A 17640-nucleotide genomic window follows, 5' to 3' on the forward strand; every position below is an offset into this window, starting at 1 on the left:
GAATTTGAAGTATATTATTATTTCCCGCGCAATGTATAAGGAGCGCATCATTATTAACACTAGTATTTGGCATAGTCATCATATCTATAAAAATAACTTTTTCATTACAAATAAAAAATTCCTGTAATATTAGGTTTCAAAACTGGGAATTTGTTTATAATGTGAAAGAGGAGGTGGAAGTATTGTTAAAACGCATTGTTCAAATTTGTTTTTTAATTATTGGAGGAACAATAGGATTTTTATTCATTCCTGATTTATTCTCAATAATGTCCATTGATCATGATCTTATTAATAACGCATATGTATCAGCAATACTTGGTGCCATTATTTTTTATCTTATTACTTTTTGGGCGGTTGATTATATTGTTAACTTTATCAAGTTCTTGGAAGAATCGATTGTAAAGGCTCCAATAACGGATATAATTTTTGGAAGTGTTGGAATAGGGTTTGGGTTAACATTAGCCTTTTTAGTAGGGTATGCGTTAACGTCTGTTCCTGTGCTTAATACTGTCGCTCCAATCCTTTTATCATTACTTTTTGGATATTTAGGTTTTCAAGTTGGATTTAAGAAGAGAGATGAACTATTGACCCTCTTCACAGCAAGAAAGAAAAAAGTAGTGGAAGAAGAACCCTTAAAAGTTGAGAAAAGTAATTTAAAAATATTGGATACTAGTGTTATTATTGATGGAAGAATAGCTGATATTTGTCAAACAGGATTCTTAGAGGGCACAATTGTTATTCCGCAATTTGTTCTTGGGGAGCTTCAGCATATAGCAGATTCATCAGATGCGCTTAAACGTAATCGAGGAAGAAGAGGATTAGATATTCTTAATCGGATACAAAAGGAATTAGCGATTAAAGTGGAAATTTACGAAGGTGATTTTGAAGATATCGCAGAAGTAGATAGTAAACTAGTTAAATTAGCTAAATTAACAAATGGCGTTGTTGTAACGAATGATTTTAACCTAAATAAAGTTTGTGAACTGCAGAAGGTTGCTGTTCTTAATATTAATGACTTGGCAAACGCTGTAAAACCGGTTGTTCTTCCTGGTGAAGAGATGAAAATCCAAATTATCAAAGACGGGAAAGAGCATAATCAAGGTGTTGCATATCTAGATGATGGAACAATGATTGTTGTAGAAGAAGGACGCAATTATATTGGAAAGCATATAGATGTTCTTGTAACAAGCGTTTTGCAGACGTCTGCGGGTCGAATGATTTTTGCTAAACCAAAGTTATTAGAAAAAGCATTGTAAGAATAGGGGTTAGTTACATGGCTTATGAAGTCATTATTCCGGCGGCTGGACAAGGAAAACGAATGGGACTAGGAAAGAATAAGTTGTTTCTTGAGCTAGACCATTTACCAGTATTTATTCATACCTTAATTGTTTTCGAAAATGATCCAAACTGTAATGGAATTTGGTTGGTAGTTAGTTCAGACGATAAAAAACAAATGAATGAATTAGTAAAGAAATATGCAATTACGAAAGTTACTGCACTAATTGAGGGTGGTAGCGAAAGACAACACAGTGTCTACCATGCAGTAAAGGAAATACCGGATGATACGATTGTTCTTGTTCATGATGCGGCTAGACCTTTTATTCAAACAGATCAAATAGCTAGATTGACAAAGGTTGCAGAGGAAATTGGCGCAGCTGTTTTAGCAGTACCAATTAAAGATACTGTCAAAAAGGTTGATGGTGATTTGGTAGTGGAAACAGTTGAGCGTTCAAGCTTGTGGGCTATTCAGACCCCACAAGCTTTTCGCATTTCCATTTTAAAAGATGCACATGAAAAAGCGGTTGTAGATACATATATAGGTACAGATGATGCTAGTTTGGTGGAGAGATTAGGACAAGCTGTTCATATTGTTGAAGGAAACTATGACAATATTAAATTGACGACTCCAGAAGATTTGTACTTTGCTGAAGCGATAGTGGCGAAGCGAAGAACAAAGAATTAGGTGTGCGAGAAATATTTTATAATAAGGGAAAAAGACTGGAGGAGTTTTAAGATGTTTCGGATTGGACAGGGGTTTGACGTTCATCAATTAGTAGCCGGGAGGCCGCTTATTATCGGTGGGATAGAAATACCGCATGAAAAGGGACTATTAGGACACTCTGATGCAGATGTTTTATTACATACGATTGCGGATGCCTGTTTAGGCGCTATTGGAGAAGGGGATATTGGAAAGCATTTTCCAGATACGGATGAAGCATTTAAAGATGCTGATTCAGCAAGACTATTGCAGCATGTATGGCAAATAGTGAAAGAAAAAGGCTATAAATTAGTAAATGCTGATTGTACGATTATGGCACAGCAACCTAAAATGGCACCCCATATTCAGGCAATGCAAGCAAGGATTGCGGAATTACTCGAAACAGAACAGGAAAATGTAAATGTAAAAGCGACTACGACAGAGAAATTAGGGTTTACTGGAAGAGGAGAAGGGATTGCTTCACAAGCGGTTGTATTACTCCAAAAAAGAAATGTATAAATGATAGGTAATTAAGGGCGAACACCTTTTAAAGGAAAAAGCAAAGTGATAGAATAGATTAGAAAAAGCGTAAGTAATCAAGGAGGCACAAGCATGTCTAACGAAATTCGTGTTCGTTATGCTCCAAGTCCAACAGGACATCTGCATATTGGGAATGCGCGTACAGCATTATTTAATTATTTATTTGCACGTAGTAAAGGCGGAAAGTTTATCATCCGCATTGAAGATACGGATAAAAAAAGAAATATTCAAGGCGGAGAAGAAAGTCAGTTAAAATATTTGAAATGGCTTGGAATGGACTGGGATGAGAGTACGGATGTTGGTGGAGAATATGGACCGTATCGTCAGTCTGAAAGAAATGATATTTACAAAAAGTACTACACGGAATTATTGGAAAAAGGACTTGCATATAAATGTTATTGTACGGAAGAAGAAATTGAAGCAGAAAGAGAAGAGCAAGTAAGCAGAGGAGAAACACCTAAGTATTCAGGAAAATGCCGCCATTTAACAAAAGAACAGCAGGAGAAATTAGAAGCTGAGGGAAGACAGCCTAGTATTCGAATTCGTGTTCCTGAAAATGTTGTTTATGAATTTAATGATATGGTTAAAGGGGACGTTTCTTTTGAATCAGAAACAATTGGCGATTATGTCATTGTTAAAAAGGACGGTACTCCAACATATAATTTTGCTGTGTCTATTGATGATCATTTAATGGAAATCACCCATGTTTTACGTGGAGATGATCATATTACCAATACACCAAAACAATTAATGCTTTATGACGCGTTTGGTTGGGAAAGACCGATATTTGGGCATATGACTTTAATTGTCAATGAAAGCAGAAAGAAATTGAGTAAACGTGACGAATCCATTATTCAATTTATTGAGCAATATGAAGAATTAGGCTATTTACCTGAAGCGTTATTCAATTTTATTGCTCTATTAGGCTGGTCACCAGAAGGCGAAGAGGAATTATTCTCTATCGAAGAATTTATTCGTATTTTTGACCCAACGAGATTGTCTAAATCTCCTGCGCTATTTGATCAAAATAAATTGGCATGGATGAATAATCAATATATTAAAAAGGCGGATATAGAGACAGTTGTTCGTCTAGCTGTTCCTCATTTAGAAAAAGCTGGTTTAGTGAATGAAAATCGTTCTGCTGAAGAAAAAGCATGGGTGAATAATTTGGTTGGTTTATATCAAGAACAAATGAGCTGTGGAGCAGATATTGTAGACTTATCTACTTTGTTCTTTAGTGATGAAATCCATTATGATGAAGAAGCAAAAGAAGTTTTAGCTGGGGAACAGGTTCCTGCAGTAGTACAAGCCTTTAAAGAGGCGTTAGCTGAAATGTCGGAATGGAGTGCGGATCAGATAAAGGCTTCCATCAAAGCAGTTCAAAAGGCTACTGGCCAAAAGGGTAAAAACTTATTTATGCCAATTCGAGTAGCTACAACTGGACAAACCCATGGACCAGATTTACCAAAAGCAATTGAGCTTCTAGGAAAAGAAAAAATTGATGTTAGATTAACGGCATTAATTAGTTAACATTTGTAGGGAAATGTAATATAGTAATAGGAAAGCTATATAGAAAAATCGTAGATGAGGAAAAGTAAAAAAGGAGAAGCTTATTAGAGAGAATCATCACCCGGCTGAAAGTGATTCAAGTAACCTCTTTTTTGAAGTGCGCCTCAGAGTCCTGTATCGAAAAAAATGTTTTTAGTAGATAGAGGCGGAGCCTATCCGTTAACAGGGATGAGTGGAGATTATTGTGATGAGCGATAGTCTAAACAGAGTGGAACCGCGCCTCAAAAAGCGTCTCTGTCTTTTTAGACAGAGATGCTTTTTTTATGGATTTATAAATTTATCCAATGAGAGGTAAAGGCTAATTTGTTTTGAGGAAGAAATGTTTTTCCTTAGTATTGGAGTTTGATTTCTATGGGGGACGTGGGGAATTTTAATCCTGATTCTAAATAGAACTTTTTTAGGAGTTAAGCTGTTTGTTTCTTGTGTATAAAGAAATATAAATGCTTTAGGAAATGAAGATAAGGAGTATGACTGTTAGAAAGCAGATATAGTCGCAAATGGGGGGAGATTAATATGTTTCAGCGCATAAAAGAGGATATAGCTGTTGTGTTTGAACAAGATCCTGCTGCAAGAAGCTCAATAGAGGTCATCTTAACCTATTCAGGGGTGCATGCCATATGGTTTCATCGAATTGCTCATTTTTTATTTAGACATAAAAGATTCTTTCTAGCTAGGGTCATCTCACAATTTAGCCGCTTTTTGACAGGTATTGAAATACACCCAGGAGCAAAGATTGGTAATCGACTGTTTATTGATCACGGAATGGGTGTTGTCATAGGGGAAACGTGTGAAATAGGGGATAATGTCACCATTTTTCAGGGAGTAACGCTGGGTGGAACAGGGAAAGAAAAAGGAAAAAGACATCCGACCGTTAAGGATAATGCACTTATTGCCTCAGGTGCCAAAGTTTTAGGATCGATTGTTATTGGGGAAAACGCCAAAATAGGTGCTGGATCCGTTGTACTTAGAGATGTACCAGCAAATTCAACGGTTGTAGGTATTCCGGGAAGAGTAAAAGTGCAAGATGGTATTAAAATAAAGAAAGACTTAAACCATTGTGATTTACCAGATCCAGTTGCTGATCGACTAAAAGAAATGGAAATGGAAATTACTCAATTAAGAGAACAACTAAAAGAATTACAGGAAGAAAGGAGTTATAAGTAATGTCTATTCAAATATATAACACTTTAACAAGAGTAAAGGAGGCCTTTGTTCCACTTGAAGAGGGAAAGGTCAAAATGTATGTATGTGGACCAACTGTCTATAACTATATCCATATTGGTAATGCTCGACCTGCCATTGTTTTTGACACAGTTCGTCGTTATCTAGAATTCCGTGGTTATGATGTACAATACGTATCCAATTTCACCGATGTGGATGATAAATTGATTAAAGCAGCAAATGAACTTGGAGAAACAGTGCCTGTTATTGCTGATCGCTTTATCCATGCATACTTTGAAGATGTTTCCGCATTGGGTTGCAAAAAAGCTGATTCGCATCCCCGAGTAACAGAGAATATGGATATTATTATCGATTTTATTGCTGCATTAATTGAAAAGGGCTTTGCCTACGAGTCAGAAGGTGATGTCTATTATCATACAAGAGCTTTTGATGGATACGGTAAGCTTTCTCATCAATCCATTGATGAACTGCGCTCAGGTGCTAGAATTGCGGTAGGAGAGAAAAAACAAGATTCATTAGATTTCGCTCTATGGAAAAAGGCGAAAGATGGAGAGATTTTCTGGGATAGTCCTTGGGGGCAAGGTCGTCCGGGATGGCATATCGAATGCTCTGCAATGGTCCGCAAATATTTAGGTGATACCATTGATATCCATGCAGGCGGACAGGATTTAGCATTTCCCCATCATGAAAATGAAATTGCTCAGTCTGAAGCATTAACAGGAAAGACCTTTGCTAATTACTGGATGCATAATGGATATATTAATATTGATAATGAGAAGATGTCTAAATCACTTGGGAATTTTATTACGGTAAACGATATTATTAAAATTCATAATCCACAAGTGCTAAGATTCTTTATGCTATCTGTTCACTATCGCAATCCGATTAACTATAGTGAAGAGGTATTGGAAAATACGAGGGCTGGATTAGAAAGAATTCGGACTTCTTATGAAAACTTAAAGCATCGCAGTGCAGCTAGTACAGATCTTACTGATACAAATGACGAATGGATTGCCAAAATTGTCGAGCTTCGAAAACAATTTGTGGAAAGTATGGATGATGATTTTAATACAGCGAATGGAATTTCTGTTCTTTTTGAATTATCGAAGCAAGCAAACTATTATCTACTTGAAAAAACAACATCACCTGCTGTTATTCATGCTTATATGAAAGAATTTGAAGAATTATTTGGAGTGCTTGGTCTATCCTTATCTCCTGATGAGGAATTATTAGATGAAGAAATAGAAGCACTAATTGAAAAAAGAACGCAAGCAAGAAAGGATAGAAATTTTGCGCTTGCTGATCAAATTAGAGATCAATTAAAGGCAATGAATATCATTTTAGAGGACACAGCACAAGGTATACGATGGAAAAGAGGGTAAAAGATGCTTCTCTATGATAAAAAAGTAGATGAAAAGCAATTGAACAGCCTTGCCCTTGCCTATATGGGCGATGCTGTTCTTGAAATATATGTGAGAAGACATTTATTATATAGCGGAAAAGTGAAGCCAAATCAGCTTCATAGGGAAGCTACTAGATATGTATCAGCTAAAGGACAAGCAAAGGTAGTGCATTACCTCTTTGAAAAGGAATTTTTTTCAGAAGAGGAAATAGCGGTATTAAAGAGGGGGAGAAATGCCAAATCAGGCACGGTTCCCAAAAATACAGATGTACAGACATATCGATATAGTACTGGTTTTGAAGCGGTACTAGGATATTTATATTTAGCGAAGAAAGAAGAGCGACTTGAGGAAATAATCCAAGCGGCTTTTTCTGTCATTGAAAGCAAATAGGAGGAGCGAAAAGTGTCTAGTGACTTTATTGTTGGAAAAAATGCAGTAATTGAAGCGTTAAAATCAGAAAGAGATGTAAATAAAATACTTATTGCTGAAGGTTCACAAAAGGGCCAAATGCAAACAGTAATCGGTTTAGCTAAACAGGAAAATGTGCTTGTTCAATTTGTTCCCAAAAAGAAATTGGATAGCTTGGTAGATGCGAATCATCAAGGGGTTGTAGCGCAAGTTGCTGCCTATCAGTATGCAGAAATAGATGATTTGTTTGCTTTGGCAGAAAAGAAGCAAGAAACACCTTTTTTCTTGTTGCTTGATGAGATTGAGGATCCACATAATTTAGGGTCTATCATGCGAACTGCTGATGCAGTAGGTGCCCATGGCATTATTATTCCACGGAGACGAGCAGTAGGTTTAACGGCAACTGTAGCCAAAGCTTCTACAGGTGCCATTGAGCATATTCCCGTAGTACGAGTGACAAATATGGCAAGGACGATCGATGAACTTAAAACGAGAGGGATATGGATTGCAGGAACAGATGCAAAAGGAAGTGAAGATTATCGTAGATTTGATGGAACGATGCCATTAGGATTAGTGATTGGTAGTGAAGGGAAAGGCATGGGAAGGCTGATTAAGGACAAATGTGATTTTCTTATTCATTTACCTATGGCTGGAGCTGTCACTTCTTTAAATGCTTCTGTTGCAGCCGCACTTTTAATGTATGAGGTATATCGGAAACGCCATCCACTTGAGGGATAATAATGGATATTCTTATCGTCGACGGATATAACATTATTGGAGCTTGGCCAGAATTAAATGCGCTAAAGCATAAAGATCTTGCAGCTGCAAGGGATGCTTTGGTAGGCAAAATGGCGGAGTATCAGGGATATTCAGGATACCGGGTAATAGTTGTCTTTGATGCCTATTATGTGAAGGGGACAGAGAAAAAGTATAAAGATTACAAAGTGGAAGTCATTTTTACTCGTGAAAATGAAACAGCTGATGAACGGATCGAAAAGCTAGCTATTGAGCTAAATAACAGAAAAACACAAATCCATGTTGCGACATCGGATTTCACGGAACAGTGGGCAATTTTTGGACAAGGTGCACTGCGAAAATCAGCCAGGGAATTGTGGATAGAGATGGGTGGTATGGAGCAGGAAATAGGAAAAAAAGTGAAAAAAATAAAAGAAAAAAAGCCTGTTGCTAAGATTCCGCTTTCAAGAGAAGTAGAAGAAATTTTCGAAAAATGGCGCCGTGGAGAGAAATGAGTTGTTGACGCTCAAAAAAAAGCTAGAGTATAATGGATTTATCCATGATTGCACGGTCGGGGGGATCTGTATGAGTACTGACAACTGGACTAAGAGTAACGAATATATTGGAAATTATATGGAACTTGAAGATGAAGTGTTAGTGGAATTGGTGCACCAAGGGGAAAGTGATGCTTTAGATTATTTAATTCAAAAGTATCGTAACTTTGTGCGAGCTAAAGCCAGATCCTATTTCTTAATCGGAGCAGACAAAGAAGATATAGTACAAGAAGGAATGATTGGTCTATATAAGGCGATTCGTGACTTTAAAGAGGACAAGCTCTCCTCATTTAAGGCTTTTGCAGAACTATGTATAACGCGCCAGATTATAACTGCTATTAAAACGGCAACTAGGCAAAAGCATATTCCTTTAAATTCTTATGTTTCTTTGGACAAGCCAATCTATGATGAAGAGTCTGATCGAACATTGATGGATATTATATCTGGTGCAAAAGTACTTGATCCAGAAGAATTAATCATTAATCAGGAAGAGTATGATCATATCGAGATAAAAATGTCTGAATTATTGAGTGATTTAGAAAGAAAAGTATTGTCTCTATATCTCGATGGTCAATCTTACCAGGAAATTTCTGAAGAGTTGAATAGACACGTAAAGTCTATTGATAATGCTCTACAACGGGTGAAAAGAAAGTTAGAGCGATATTTAGAAATAAGAGAATTTTCGCTTTAAGCGTCAATGTTTTTTTGAAATAGCAAATATTTACTGATATTGACATCTTATGCGTGTCCATGATACAGTTTGAGAAGATATAAAGGACGTAGTAGGTGTAATGTAAAATGAGAAAAAAGCTTGTGTTAGCATGTGAAAAATGTGGGTCAAGAAATTATTCTACTGTGAGTAACAATGGAACAGAACGTTTGGAGATAAAGAAATTTTGTCAAACCTGTAATGCTCACACCGTTCATAAAGAAACAAAATAGCGATTTTTAGGATAAATTGCCCGCACTTAAAGATGGAGGTAACAAAATGCAAAGTGCTGTTAAGTATTTTCGCGAAGTTGGTAGAGAGTTAAGAAAGGTTAGTTGGCCGAGAAAGAAAGAGTTAACTAATTATACACTCACAGTTCTTGTAACTGTTGTCTTTTTTGCTATCTTCTTTGCAGTTGTTGATTTAGGATTTTCTGAACTTATTCGTTTAATACTTGAATAACAGTTGTCTACTCATGGTATAATGGTAAAACGATAGGAAACATTTACAAAAGCCCGGTAACGGGTTTTTTCATTTGCTGAAAAATAAATGAATTGTTCCTTACAGATACTATAAAAAACAGCACGAAAAAATAAAGTTACAGGGAGGGACGGACGAAGTAGTCCTCTTTTATGGAAAAAAACTGGTATGTAGTGCATACGTACTCTGGATATGAAAATAAGGTGAAAGCCAATTTAGAAAAAAGGGTAGAAACAATGGCGATGCAAGATAAAATTTTCCGCGTTGTTGTACCTGAAGAAGAAGAAACTGATATTAGAAATGGTAAAACAAAAGTAGTGAAAAGAAAAGTTTTCCCAGGTTATGTATTGGTAGAAATTGTTATGACGGATGATTCATGGTATGTAGTACGTAATACACCTGGCGTAACTGGGTTCGTAGGCTCTGCTGGATCGGGCTCTAAACCAACTCCGCTTTTACCGGAAGAAGTCCAAGTGATTCTGAAGAGAATGGGTGTCGAGGAACAAAGAATTGAAATTGAGTTTGAATTAGGGGAAACAGTGAAGGTGAATGAAGGTCCATTTGCTAATTTCACTGGGACTGTTGAGGAAATTGATAAGGATAAAGCGAAGGTTAAAGTATTAGTAAATATGTTTGGAAGAGATACTCCTGTGGAACTCGATTTTACACAAATTGAAAAATTTTAACCAGAAAACTTGAAATGATCTTGAAAAAGTGTTACTATTTCATAGGTCAGTATATCTCATAAAGAGATAGTATATTGTCAAATTTCTTTATTTCATATAAAGACGATAAGTTGAGTGGGAGGGGAAACCCCTATTACCACATCACGGACTTTAAGGAGGTGTGTCTCGTGGCTAAAAAAGTAATTAAAGTTGTTAAATTGCAAATCCCAGCAGCTAAAGCGAATCCGGCACCACCAGTTGGTCCTGCATTGGGTCAAGCTGGCGTAAACATCATGGGATTCTGTAAGGAGTTTAACGCTCGTACAGCTGAACAAGCTGGTTTAATAATTCCTGTTGAGATTACGGTTTTCGAAGACCGTTCATTTACATTTATTACAAAAACTCCACCTGCTGCAGTTTTACTTAAAAAAGCAGCTGGTATCGAGTCTGGTTCTGGTGAACCAAACCGTAATAAAGTAGCAACTGTTAAGCGTGACAAAGTACGCGAGATTGCTGAAACAAAAATGCCTGATCTAAATGCAGCTAGCGTTGAAGCAGCTATGCGTATGGTTGAAGGTACTGCCCGTAGCATGGGTATTGTTATTGAAGACTAAACCTATAATATGGTTAGTGTTGATTAAGGTTGTGACGACGGTAAATCTTTAGTCGCAACCTTTATTCGTGGGAGGTAATTCCGCTAAAACCACAATTCAAGGAGGAAATATAGTTATGGCTAAAAAAGGTAAGAAGTATTTAGAAGCTATCAAACTTGTTGATCGTACTAAAACTTACCCAATTCAAGAAGCAATTGAGTTAGTGAAAAAGACTAGCACTACTAAATTTGATGCATCTGTTGAGGTTGCTTTTCGTTTAGGCGTTGACCCTAAGAAAGCTGACCAACAAATCCGTGGAGCAGTTGTTCTTCCGAACGGAACTGGTAAAACTCAACGCGTTTTAGTTTTTGCTAAAGGAGAAAAATTAAAAGAAGCTGAAGCAGCAGGAGCAGACTATGTAGGCGATGCTGAATATATAACTAAAATCCAACAAGGTTGGTTCGATTTTGACGTAATCGTTGCAACTCCAGATATGATGGGTGAAGTTGGTAAACTTGGTCGTGTATTAGGACCTAAAGGTTTAATGCCAAACCCTAAAACAGGTACAGTTACATTTGATGTAACGAAAGCTGTTAACGAAATCAAAGCTGGTAAAGTAGAATACCGCGTAGACAAAGCTGGTAACGTGCATGTTCCAATTGGTAAAGTTTCATTTGATGAAACTAAACTAGTTGAAAACTTCCAAACTATCTTTGAGACAATGTCAAAAGCAAAACCAGCAGCTGCAAAAGGAACTTATATGAAGAACGTTTCTGTTACTTCAACAATGGGTCCTGGCGTAAAAGTAGATCCTTCTACTGTATGATAAAATTTGGTATTTGACAAAATGAGATGGATATCATATACTTCATCTTGTTGAAAAAAATAAATAACATTTGTACCGTAGACAGTAGGTGCTTATAACAAGCTTAATTTCCTACCGAGGTAATACGATAGATTATTTGATCAGTTGTGAGAACGACTATTGTATACACCTCCATGTCTAAATGATATGGAGGATTTTATTTGTCGGTATGAATGTAGAAATTCTACAGGAGGTGTAAAGATGAGCATCGTAATCGAACAAAAGAAACAAGTAGTATCTGATATTGCTGAAAAATTCAAAGCAAGTAAATCAACTATCGTTGTTGACTACCGTGGTTTGACTGTTTCAGAAGTAACTGAACTTCGTAAACAACTTCGTGAAGCAGGAGTAGAGTTCAAAGTTTTCAAAAACTCTTTAACTCGCCGTGCTGCAGAATCTGTTGAATTAGCAGGTTTAAACGAATCTCTAATTGGTCCAAACGCTATCGCGTTCAGTAATGAGGATGTTGTTGCACCAGCAAAAATTTTAAACGACTTCGCTAAAAAACACGAAGCGTTAGAAATTAAAGCAGGCGTAATCGAAGGAAACCTAGCAACAGTTGAAGAAGTGAAAGCTCTTGCTGAACTTCCATCACGCGAAGGTTTACTTTCTATGTTACTCAGCGTTCTTCAAGCACCAATCCGCAATCTTGCTCTTGCTACAAAAGCAGTTGCAGATCAAAAAGAAGAACAAGGCGCTTAATATTTTATACGGAAACGTATCATAAAAACCCAAAATACAAGGAGGAAAAATATAATGTCTAAAGAACAAATCTTAGAAGCAGTTAAAAATATGACTGTTTTAGAATTAAACGATTTAGTAAAAGCAATTGAAGAAGAATTTGGAGTAACTGCTGCTGCTCCTGTAGCTGTAGTTGCAGGTGGCGGAGAAGCTGCTGCAGAAAAAACTGAGTTTGATGTAGTTCTTGCATCTGCTGGAGACCAAAAAATCAAAGTTATCAAAGTTGTACGTGAAATCACAGGTCTTGGTCTTAAAGAAGCAAAAGAACTTGTTGACAACACTCCAAAAGCAGTTAAAGAAGGAGCTTCTAAAGAAGAAGCTGAAGAAATCAAAGCTAAACTTGAAGAAGTTGGAGCTAACGTTGAAGTTAAGTAATGTTAGTTAAAAAAGAAGCTCGCTATAATAGCGGGCTTTTTTTTCCTAAAGTGTATGAGGCTTAAGAAGCATCTAGTCACAATCAGCCCAGTGGGAATGGCGTTTGAAACCATCTTTTTGTGTAAGTGAATTATGTGAGAAGATATGGGAGAAGTCTGCTGACTGTATGTGATAGCTTAAAAGTCATCTGCGCTTTTTTTGATTCATTGCAAGAATTGCCTTGCTTTGCAATTAATCCTCAAGTGGTCTTCCTTATATAAATTCTCCTAAGGAGGTGTTCGTATGACAGAACATTATTATTCCCGAACCCAGAATGTAAATAGCGATCCGAATTACTGGAATTTTACGCTTAAAGGTAATACAATACGTTTTAAAACAGATAATGGGGTTTTCTCTAAAAGAGAAGTTGATTTTGGCTCTAGACTATTAATTGAAACCTATACATTTCCAAATATAGATGGAGATGTTTTGGATGTAGGCTGTGGCTATGGTCCGATAGGTCTTTCTGTTGCAAAAGCAGATCCAGATAGAATGGTTCATATGGTAGATGTTAATTTAAGAGCGATTGAATTAGCACGAGAAAATGCACAGCAAAATGGTATTGGAAATGCACAAATTTATGAAAGTGATCGACTTCTTGATGTGAAAGCGAACAAGTTCGCTTCTATCTTGACTAATCCGCCGATTAGAGCAGGGAAAAAAGTAGTCCATGATATTTTTGAACAAAGCTATGAACATTTAGCTGCAAATGGTGAGCTATGGGTAGTGATTCAAAAGAAACAAGGCGCTCCATCAGCTATCACGAAATTAGAAGAGTTTTTTAAAGAGGTAAATGTAGTAGAAAAGAAAAAAGGGTATTTTATAATTCAAGCAAAAAAGATTGACTAGTCCTTTTTGTTGTGATAGCATTGTAAAATGCCAATATAATATTTTTCTGAAACTCGCAATTTTATCCAACTTATTGTATAAAATTGGTGTGAGAAGGAAAAACTAACAGAATAATATTAGAAATATGAAAATGTGGTTTTTTGATTGGAAAACCCTTTTTCTTTTTGTCTTATAAAAACGGGTTTTTTTAAGCCTTTTTTATAAGATGTTAATAGATGTACTATAACGTTTGATTTGAGGGGTGAATCAGTTGACAGGTCAACTTGTTCAGTATGGACGACACCGCCAGCGGAGAAGCTACGCACGAATTAGTGAGGTTTTAGAATTACCAAATCTTATTGAAATCCAAACCTCTTCCTATCAATGGTTTTTAGATGAGGGATTGCGAGAAATGTTCCAGGACATTTCACCTATTGAAGATTTTACTGGCAATTTATCACTTGATTTCATTGATTATAGCTTAGGCGATCCTAAGTATTCAGTGGAAGAATCGAAAGAGCGAGATGTTACATATTCTGCACCTTTGCGTGTGAAGGTCCGTCTTGTGAATAAAGAAACAGGAGAAGTAAAAGACCAAGATGTATTCATGGGTGATTTCCCGCTTATGACTGAAACTGGTACTTTTGTTATTAATGGTGCGGAACGTGTTATCGTTTCTCAGTTAGTACGTTCTCCAAGTGTTTATTATAATGGGAAGCTCGATAAAAACGGAAAAAAAGGATTTACCGCAACGGTTATTCCTAACCGTGGAGCATGGCTAGAGTATGAAACAGATGCAAAGGATGTTGTATATGTGCGTATTGACCGTACACGTAAACTTCCGGTTACTGTTCTGTTGCGTGCATTAGGATTTGGTTCTGATCAGGAGATTCTTGAATTGATCGGTGACAATGAATATTTACGCAATACTTTAGAAAAAGATAACACAGAAGGAACAGACAAAGCGCTATTAGAAATTTATGAGCGTCTGCGTCCTGGTGAACCGCCTACTGTTGAAAATGCAAAAAGTCTATTGGTATCAAGATTCTTCGATCCAAAAAGATATGATCTTGCAAATGTAGGTCGTTATAAAATCAATAAAAAGCTTCATATAAAAAATAGATTGTTTGGTCAACGTTTGGCGGAAACATTAGTGGACCCTGAAACAGGAGAAATCATTGCTGAAAAAGGAACACTTTTAGATCGCCGTGCGCTTGATCGCATTATTCCAAATCTAGAAAACAATATTGGATTCAAAAAACTAAGCCCTTATGGTGGCGTGTTAGAAGATGATGTTGTTGTGCAATCGGTGAAAATTTATTCGCCGTTAGATGAAGGGGATAAAGAAATTAATGTTATTAGTAATGCATACGTAGAAGAAGCTGTGAAAAACATTTCTCCTGCAGATATCATTGCTTCTATCAGCTATTTCTTTAACCTATTACATGGGGTAGGTTTAACAGATGATATTGACCATTTGGGTAACAGACGTCTACGTTCTGTAGGTGAATTGTTACAAAACCAATTCCGTATTGGTTTATCTAGAATGGAACGTGTTGTTCGTGAAAGAATGTCTATTCAAGATACGAATACCATTACTCCGCAACAGTTAATCAATATTAGACCTGTTATCGCATCAATTAAAGAGTTCTTTGGAAGCTCTCAGCTTTCTCAATTTATGGACCAAACAAACCCATTAGCAGAATTAACGCATAAACGTCGTCTATCTGCATTAGGACCTGGTGGTTTAACAAGAGAACGTGCAGGAATGGAAGTTCGTGACGTTCACTATTCTCACTATGGCCGTATGTGTCCGATTGAAACACCTGAGGGACCAAACATTGGTTTGATTAACTCTTTATCTTCTTATGCAAAAGTGAATAGATTCGGGTTTATTGAGACACCATATCGACGTGTTGATCCTGAAACAGGTAAAGTATCATCAAGAATTGATTATTTAACTGCTGATGAACAAGATAACTACGTTGTTGCCCAAGCGAACTCTCGTTTAGGAGAAGATGGTTCTTTCTTAGATGAAGATGTAGTTGCGCGTTTCCGTGATGAGAACGTTGTTGTTAAGCGTGAGCGTATTGACTATATGGACGTTTCTCCAAAGCAGGTTGTATCTGCTGCGACAGCATGTATCCCGTTCTTAGAAAACGATGACTCTAACCGTGCCTTGATGGGTGCGAACATGCAACGTCAAGCAGTACCTTTAATGCAGCCGGAAGCTCCAAGAGTAGGAACTGGAATGGAGTACGTTTCAGGAAAAGACTCTGGTGCAGCGGTTATCTGTAAGTATCCTGGTATTGTTGAACATGTAGAAGCACGTGAAGTTTGGGTTAGACGTATTTCGGAAGTAGATGGTCAAGAAGTTAAAGGAAATCTTGATAAATACAAAATGCTTAAATTTGTTCGTTCAAACCAAGGTACATGCTATAACCAACGCCCAATTGTTGCTGTTGGAAACAAAGTAACAAAAGGGGAAGTTCTAGCAGATGGACCTTCTATGGAGCTTGGTGAATTAGCACTTGGTCGTAACGTATTAGTTGCCTTTATGACATGGGACGGATACAACTACGAGGATGCTATTATCATGAGCGAACGCTTAGTAAAAGATGATGTATATACTTCTATTCATATTGAAGAATATGAATCAGAATCTCGTGATACAAAGTTAGGACCGGAAGAAATTACACGTGATATCCCGAATGTCGGGGAAGATGCTTTACGCAACTTAGATGATCGCGGTATTATTCGAATCGGCGCAGAAGTGAAAGATGGAGATTTACTAGTTGGTAAAGTTACACCTAAAGGGGTAACGGAATTAACAGCAGAAGAACGTTTATTACATGCTATTTTTGGTGAAAAAGCACGTGAAGTTCGTGATACAAGCTTACGTGTTCCACATGGCGGCGGCGGTATTGTTCATGATGTTAAAGTCTTCAATAGAGAAGATGGAGACGAATTACCACCAGGTGTTAACCAATTGGTCCGTGTATACATTGTTCAAAAACGTAAAATCCATGAAGGCGATAAGATGGCTGGTCGTCACGGTAACAAAGGGGTAATCTCTCGTATTTTACCAGAAGAAGATATGCCATATTTACCAGACGGAACACCAGTTGATATCATGTTAAACCCACTAGGTGTACCATCACGTATGAACATCGGTCAGGTATTAGAATTGCATCTAGGGATGGCTGCAAGAAGCCTAAACATCCATGTTGCATCTCCGGTATTTGATGGTGCTCGTGAAGAAGACGTATGGGAAACAATTAGAGAAGCTGGAATGGCACAGGATGCGAAAACAGTACTTTATGATGGACGTTCAGGTGAACCATTTGATAACCGTGTATCCGTTGGAGTTATGTATATGATCAAACTTGCTCACATGGTTGATGATAAACTACATGCTCGTTCAACAGGACCATATTCTTTAGTAACGCAACAGCCACTAGGAGGAAAAGCTCAATTCGGTGGTCAGCGTTTTGGAGAAATGGAGGTTTGGGCGCTTGAAGCTTATGGAGCAGCGTATACTTTACAAGAAATTCTAACTGTTAAATCAGATGACGTTGTTGGTCGTGTGAAAACGTATGAAGCAATTGTTAAAGGAGAAAATGTTCCAGAGCCAGGAGTACCTGAATCATTCCGTGTATTAATGAAAGAGCTACAAAGTTTAGGGTTAGATGTAAAAATCTTATCTAGCACGGAAGAAGAAATCGAAATGAGAGACACCGACGATGATGATGACATTCATCAAGCTGAATCTCTTACGATTGTTTCGGAAACAAAAGAGCCTGAGTCAGAAAAGGTAGGCATGCAAGAATAATAAAGTAATGAACAAGGCCTGTCTAAAAACGAAAGGGTCAGACTCCACCATGAAGATATCTAGATAGAAGATCCTTATATATCTTTTATAATTAGATTATTCACGTGAGGTCAGACCCTTTTGTGACGGCCTGTCTTTGATTAT

The 17640-nt window shown here is 37.1% G+C and carries 19 protein-coding genes and 2 other annotated features; all 19 genes read left to right on the forward strand.

The genetic code is table 11. The features are described 5' to 3' along the window. Positions 1 to 182 precede the first annotated feature (182 nt). Positions 183 to 1256, forward strand: a complete 1074-nt coding sequence (locus AB3U99_RS00615; protein ID WP_400244808.1) for a PIN/TRAM domain-containing protein — start codon at positions 183 to 185, stop codon at positions 1254 to 1256. A gap of 17 nt (positions 1257 to 1273) precedes the next feature. Continuing rightward, positions 1274 to 1963 (forward strand): 2-C-methyl-D-erythritol 4-phosphate cytidylyltransferase, encoded by a 690-nt coding sequence (gene ispD / locus AB3U99_RS00620; protein WP_400244810.1) that lies wholly within the window; start codon positions 1274 to 1276, stop codon positions 1961 to 1963. A 51-nt stretch (positions 1964 to 2014) separates the two neighbouring features. Continuing rightward, positions 2015 to 2497 carry a 2-C-methyl-D-erythritol 2,4-cyclodiphosphate synthase gene (gene ispF / locus AB3U99_RS00625; protein ID WP_400244812.1) on the forward strand — a complete coding sequence of 161 codons (483 nt, stop codon included), beginning with the start codon at positions 2015 to 2017 and terminating at the stop codon, positions 2495 to 2497. 93 nt (positions 2498 to 2590) lie between these two features. Next, the gene (gene gltX, locus AB3U99_RS00630) at positions 2591 to 4048 is read left to right on the forward strand and encodes a glutamate--tRNA ligase (RefSeq protein ID WP_400244814.1); all 1458 of its coding nucleotides are present in this window, start codon (positions 2591 to 2593) and stop codon (positions 4046 to 4048) included. A gap of 42 nt (positions 4049 to 4090) precedes the next feature. Beyond that, positions 4091 to 4326, forward strand: a binding site (T-box leader). Between the two features lie 274 nt (positions 4327 to 4600). Beyond that, on the forward strand, positions 4601 to 5251 hold the full coding sequence (cysE, locus tag AB3U99_RS00635; RefSeq protein ID WP_400244816.1) for a serine O-acetyltransferase: 651 nt from the start codon (positions 4601 to 4603) through the stop codon (positions 5249 to 5251). Continuing rightward, on the forward strand, positions 5251 to 6651 hold the full coding sequence (gene cysS / locus AB3U99_RS00640; RefSeq protein WP_400244818.1) for a cysteine--tRNA ligase: 1401 nt from the start codon (positions 5251 to 5253) through the stop codon (positions 6649 to 6651). The genes cysE and cysS overlap by 1 nt, the downstream gene beginning before the upstream one ends. 3 nt (positions 6652 to 6654) lie before the next feature. Continuing rightward, entirely contained in the window at positions 6655 to 7062 is a 408-nt protein-coding gene (locus AB3U99_RS00645; protein WP_400244821.1) for a Mini-ribonuclease 3, read from the forward strand. A 12-nt stretch (positions 7063 to 7074) separates the two neighbouring features. Continuing rightward, on the forward strand, positions 7075 to 7818 hold the full coding sequence (rlmB, locus tag AB3U99_RS00650; RefSeq protein ID WP_400244823.1) for a 23S rRNA (guanosine(2251)-2'-O)-methyltransferase RlmB: 744 nt from the start codon (positions 7075 to 7077) through the stop codon (positions 7816 to 7818). Between the two features lie 2 nt (positions 7819 to 7820). Then, on the forward strand, positions 7821 to 8330 hold the full coding sequence (locus AB3U99_RS00655; protein ID WP_400244825.1) for an NYN domain-containing protein: 510 nt from the start codon (positions 7821 to 7823) through the stop codon (positions 8328 to 8330). A gap of 70 nt (positions 8331 to 8400) precedes the next feature. Next, complete coding sequence (gene sigH / locus AB3U99_RS00660; protein ID WP_016204541.1) at positions 8401 to 9060, forward strand: RNA polymerase sporulation sigma factor SigH; 660 nt, start codon at positions 8401 to 8403, stop codon at positions 9058 to 9060. 107 nt (positions 9061 to 9167) lie between these two features. Then, positions 9168 to 9311, forward strand: a complete 144-nt coding sequence (gene rpmG / locus AB3U99_RS00665) for a 50S ribosomal protein L33 (RefSeq protein ID WP_400244827.1) — start codon at positions 9168 to 9170, stop codon at positions 9309 to 9311. Between the two features lie 46 nt (positions 9312 to 9357). Beyond that, positions 9358 to 9540, forward strand: a complete 183-nt coding sequence (secE, locus tag AB3U99_RS00670) for a preprotein translocase subunit SecE (RefSeq protein WP_400244829.1) — start codon at positions 9358 to 9360, stop codon at positions 9538 to 9540. A gap of 170 nt (positions 9541 to 9710) precedes the next feature. Further along, positions 9711 to 10244 (forward strand): transcription termination/antitermination protein NusG, encoded by a 534-nt coding sequence (gene nusG / locus AB3U99_RS00675; RefSeq protein ID WP_016204544.1) that lies wholly within the window; start codon positions 9711 to 9713, stop codon positions 10242 to 10244. A gap of 167 nt (positions 10245 to 10411) precedes the next feature. Further along, complete coding sequence (rplK, locus tag AB3U99_RS00680) at positions 10412 to 10837, forward strand: 50S ribosomal protein L11 (RefSeq protein ID WP_141434103.1); 426 nt, start codon at positions 10412 to 10414, stop codon at positions 10835 to 10837. 115 nt (positions 10838 to 10952) lie between these two features. Further along, positions 10953 to 11642 carry a 50S ribosomal protein L1 gene (gene rplA / locus AB3U99_RS00685; protein WP_400244834.1) on the forward strand — a complete coding sequence of 230 codons (690 nt, stop codon included), beginning with the start codon at positions 10953 to 10955 and terminating at the stop codon, positions 11640 to 11642. 57 nt (positions 11643 to 11699) lie between these two features. Continuing rightward, positions 11700 to 11850: a sequence feature (ribosomal protein L10 leader region), on the forward strand. 32 nt (positions 11851 to 11882) lie between these two features. Next, entirely contained in the window at positions 11883 to 12383 is a 501-nt protein-coding gene (gene rplJ, locus AB3U99_RS00690) for a 50S ribosomal protein L10 (protein ID WP_400244836.1), read from the forward strand. 54 nt (positions 12384 to 12437) lie between these two features. After that, a complete protein-coding gene (rplL, locus tag AB3U99_RS00695; protein ID WP_016204548.1) occupies positions 12438 to 12797 on the forward strand; it encodes a 50S ribosomal protein L7/L12 in 360 nt (119 codons plus the stop codon). A gap of 282 nt (positions 12798 to 13079) precedes the next feature. Beyond that, positions 13080 to 13685: a class I SAM-dependent methyltransferase gene (locus AB3U99_RS00700; protein ID WP_400244837.1), complete on the forward strand. Its 606-nt coding sequence runs from the start codon at positions 13080 to 13082 to the stop codon at positions 13683 to 13685. Between the two features lie 250 nt (positions 13686 to 13935). Then, positions 13936 to 17496 (forward strand): DNA-directed RNA polymerase subunit beta, encoded by a 3561-nt coding sequence (gene rpoB, locus AB3U99_RS00705; protein ID WP_400244839.1) that lies wholly within the window; start codon positions 13936 to 13938, stop codon positions 17494 to 17496. Positions 17497 to 17640: the final 144 nt, after the last annotated feature.

The sequence above is a fragment of the Niallia tiangongensis genome (assembly GCF_044704065.1).
Taxonomy (GTDB): Bacteria; Bacillota; Bacilli; order Bacillales; family Cytobacillaceae; genus Niallia; species Niallia tiangongensis.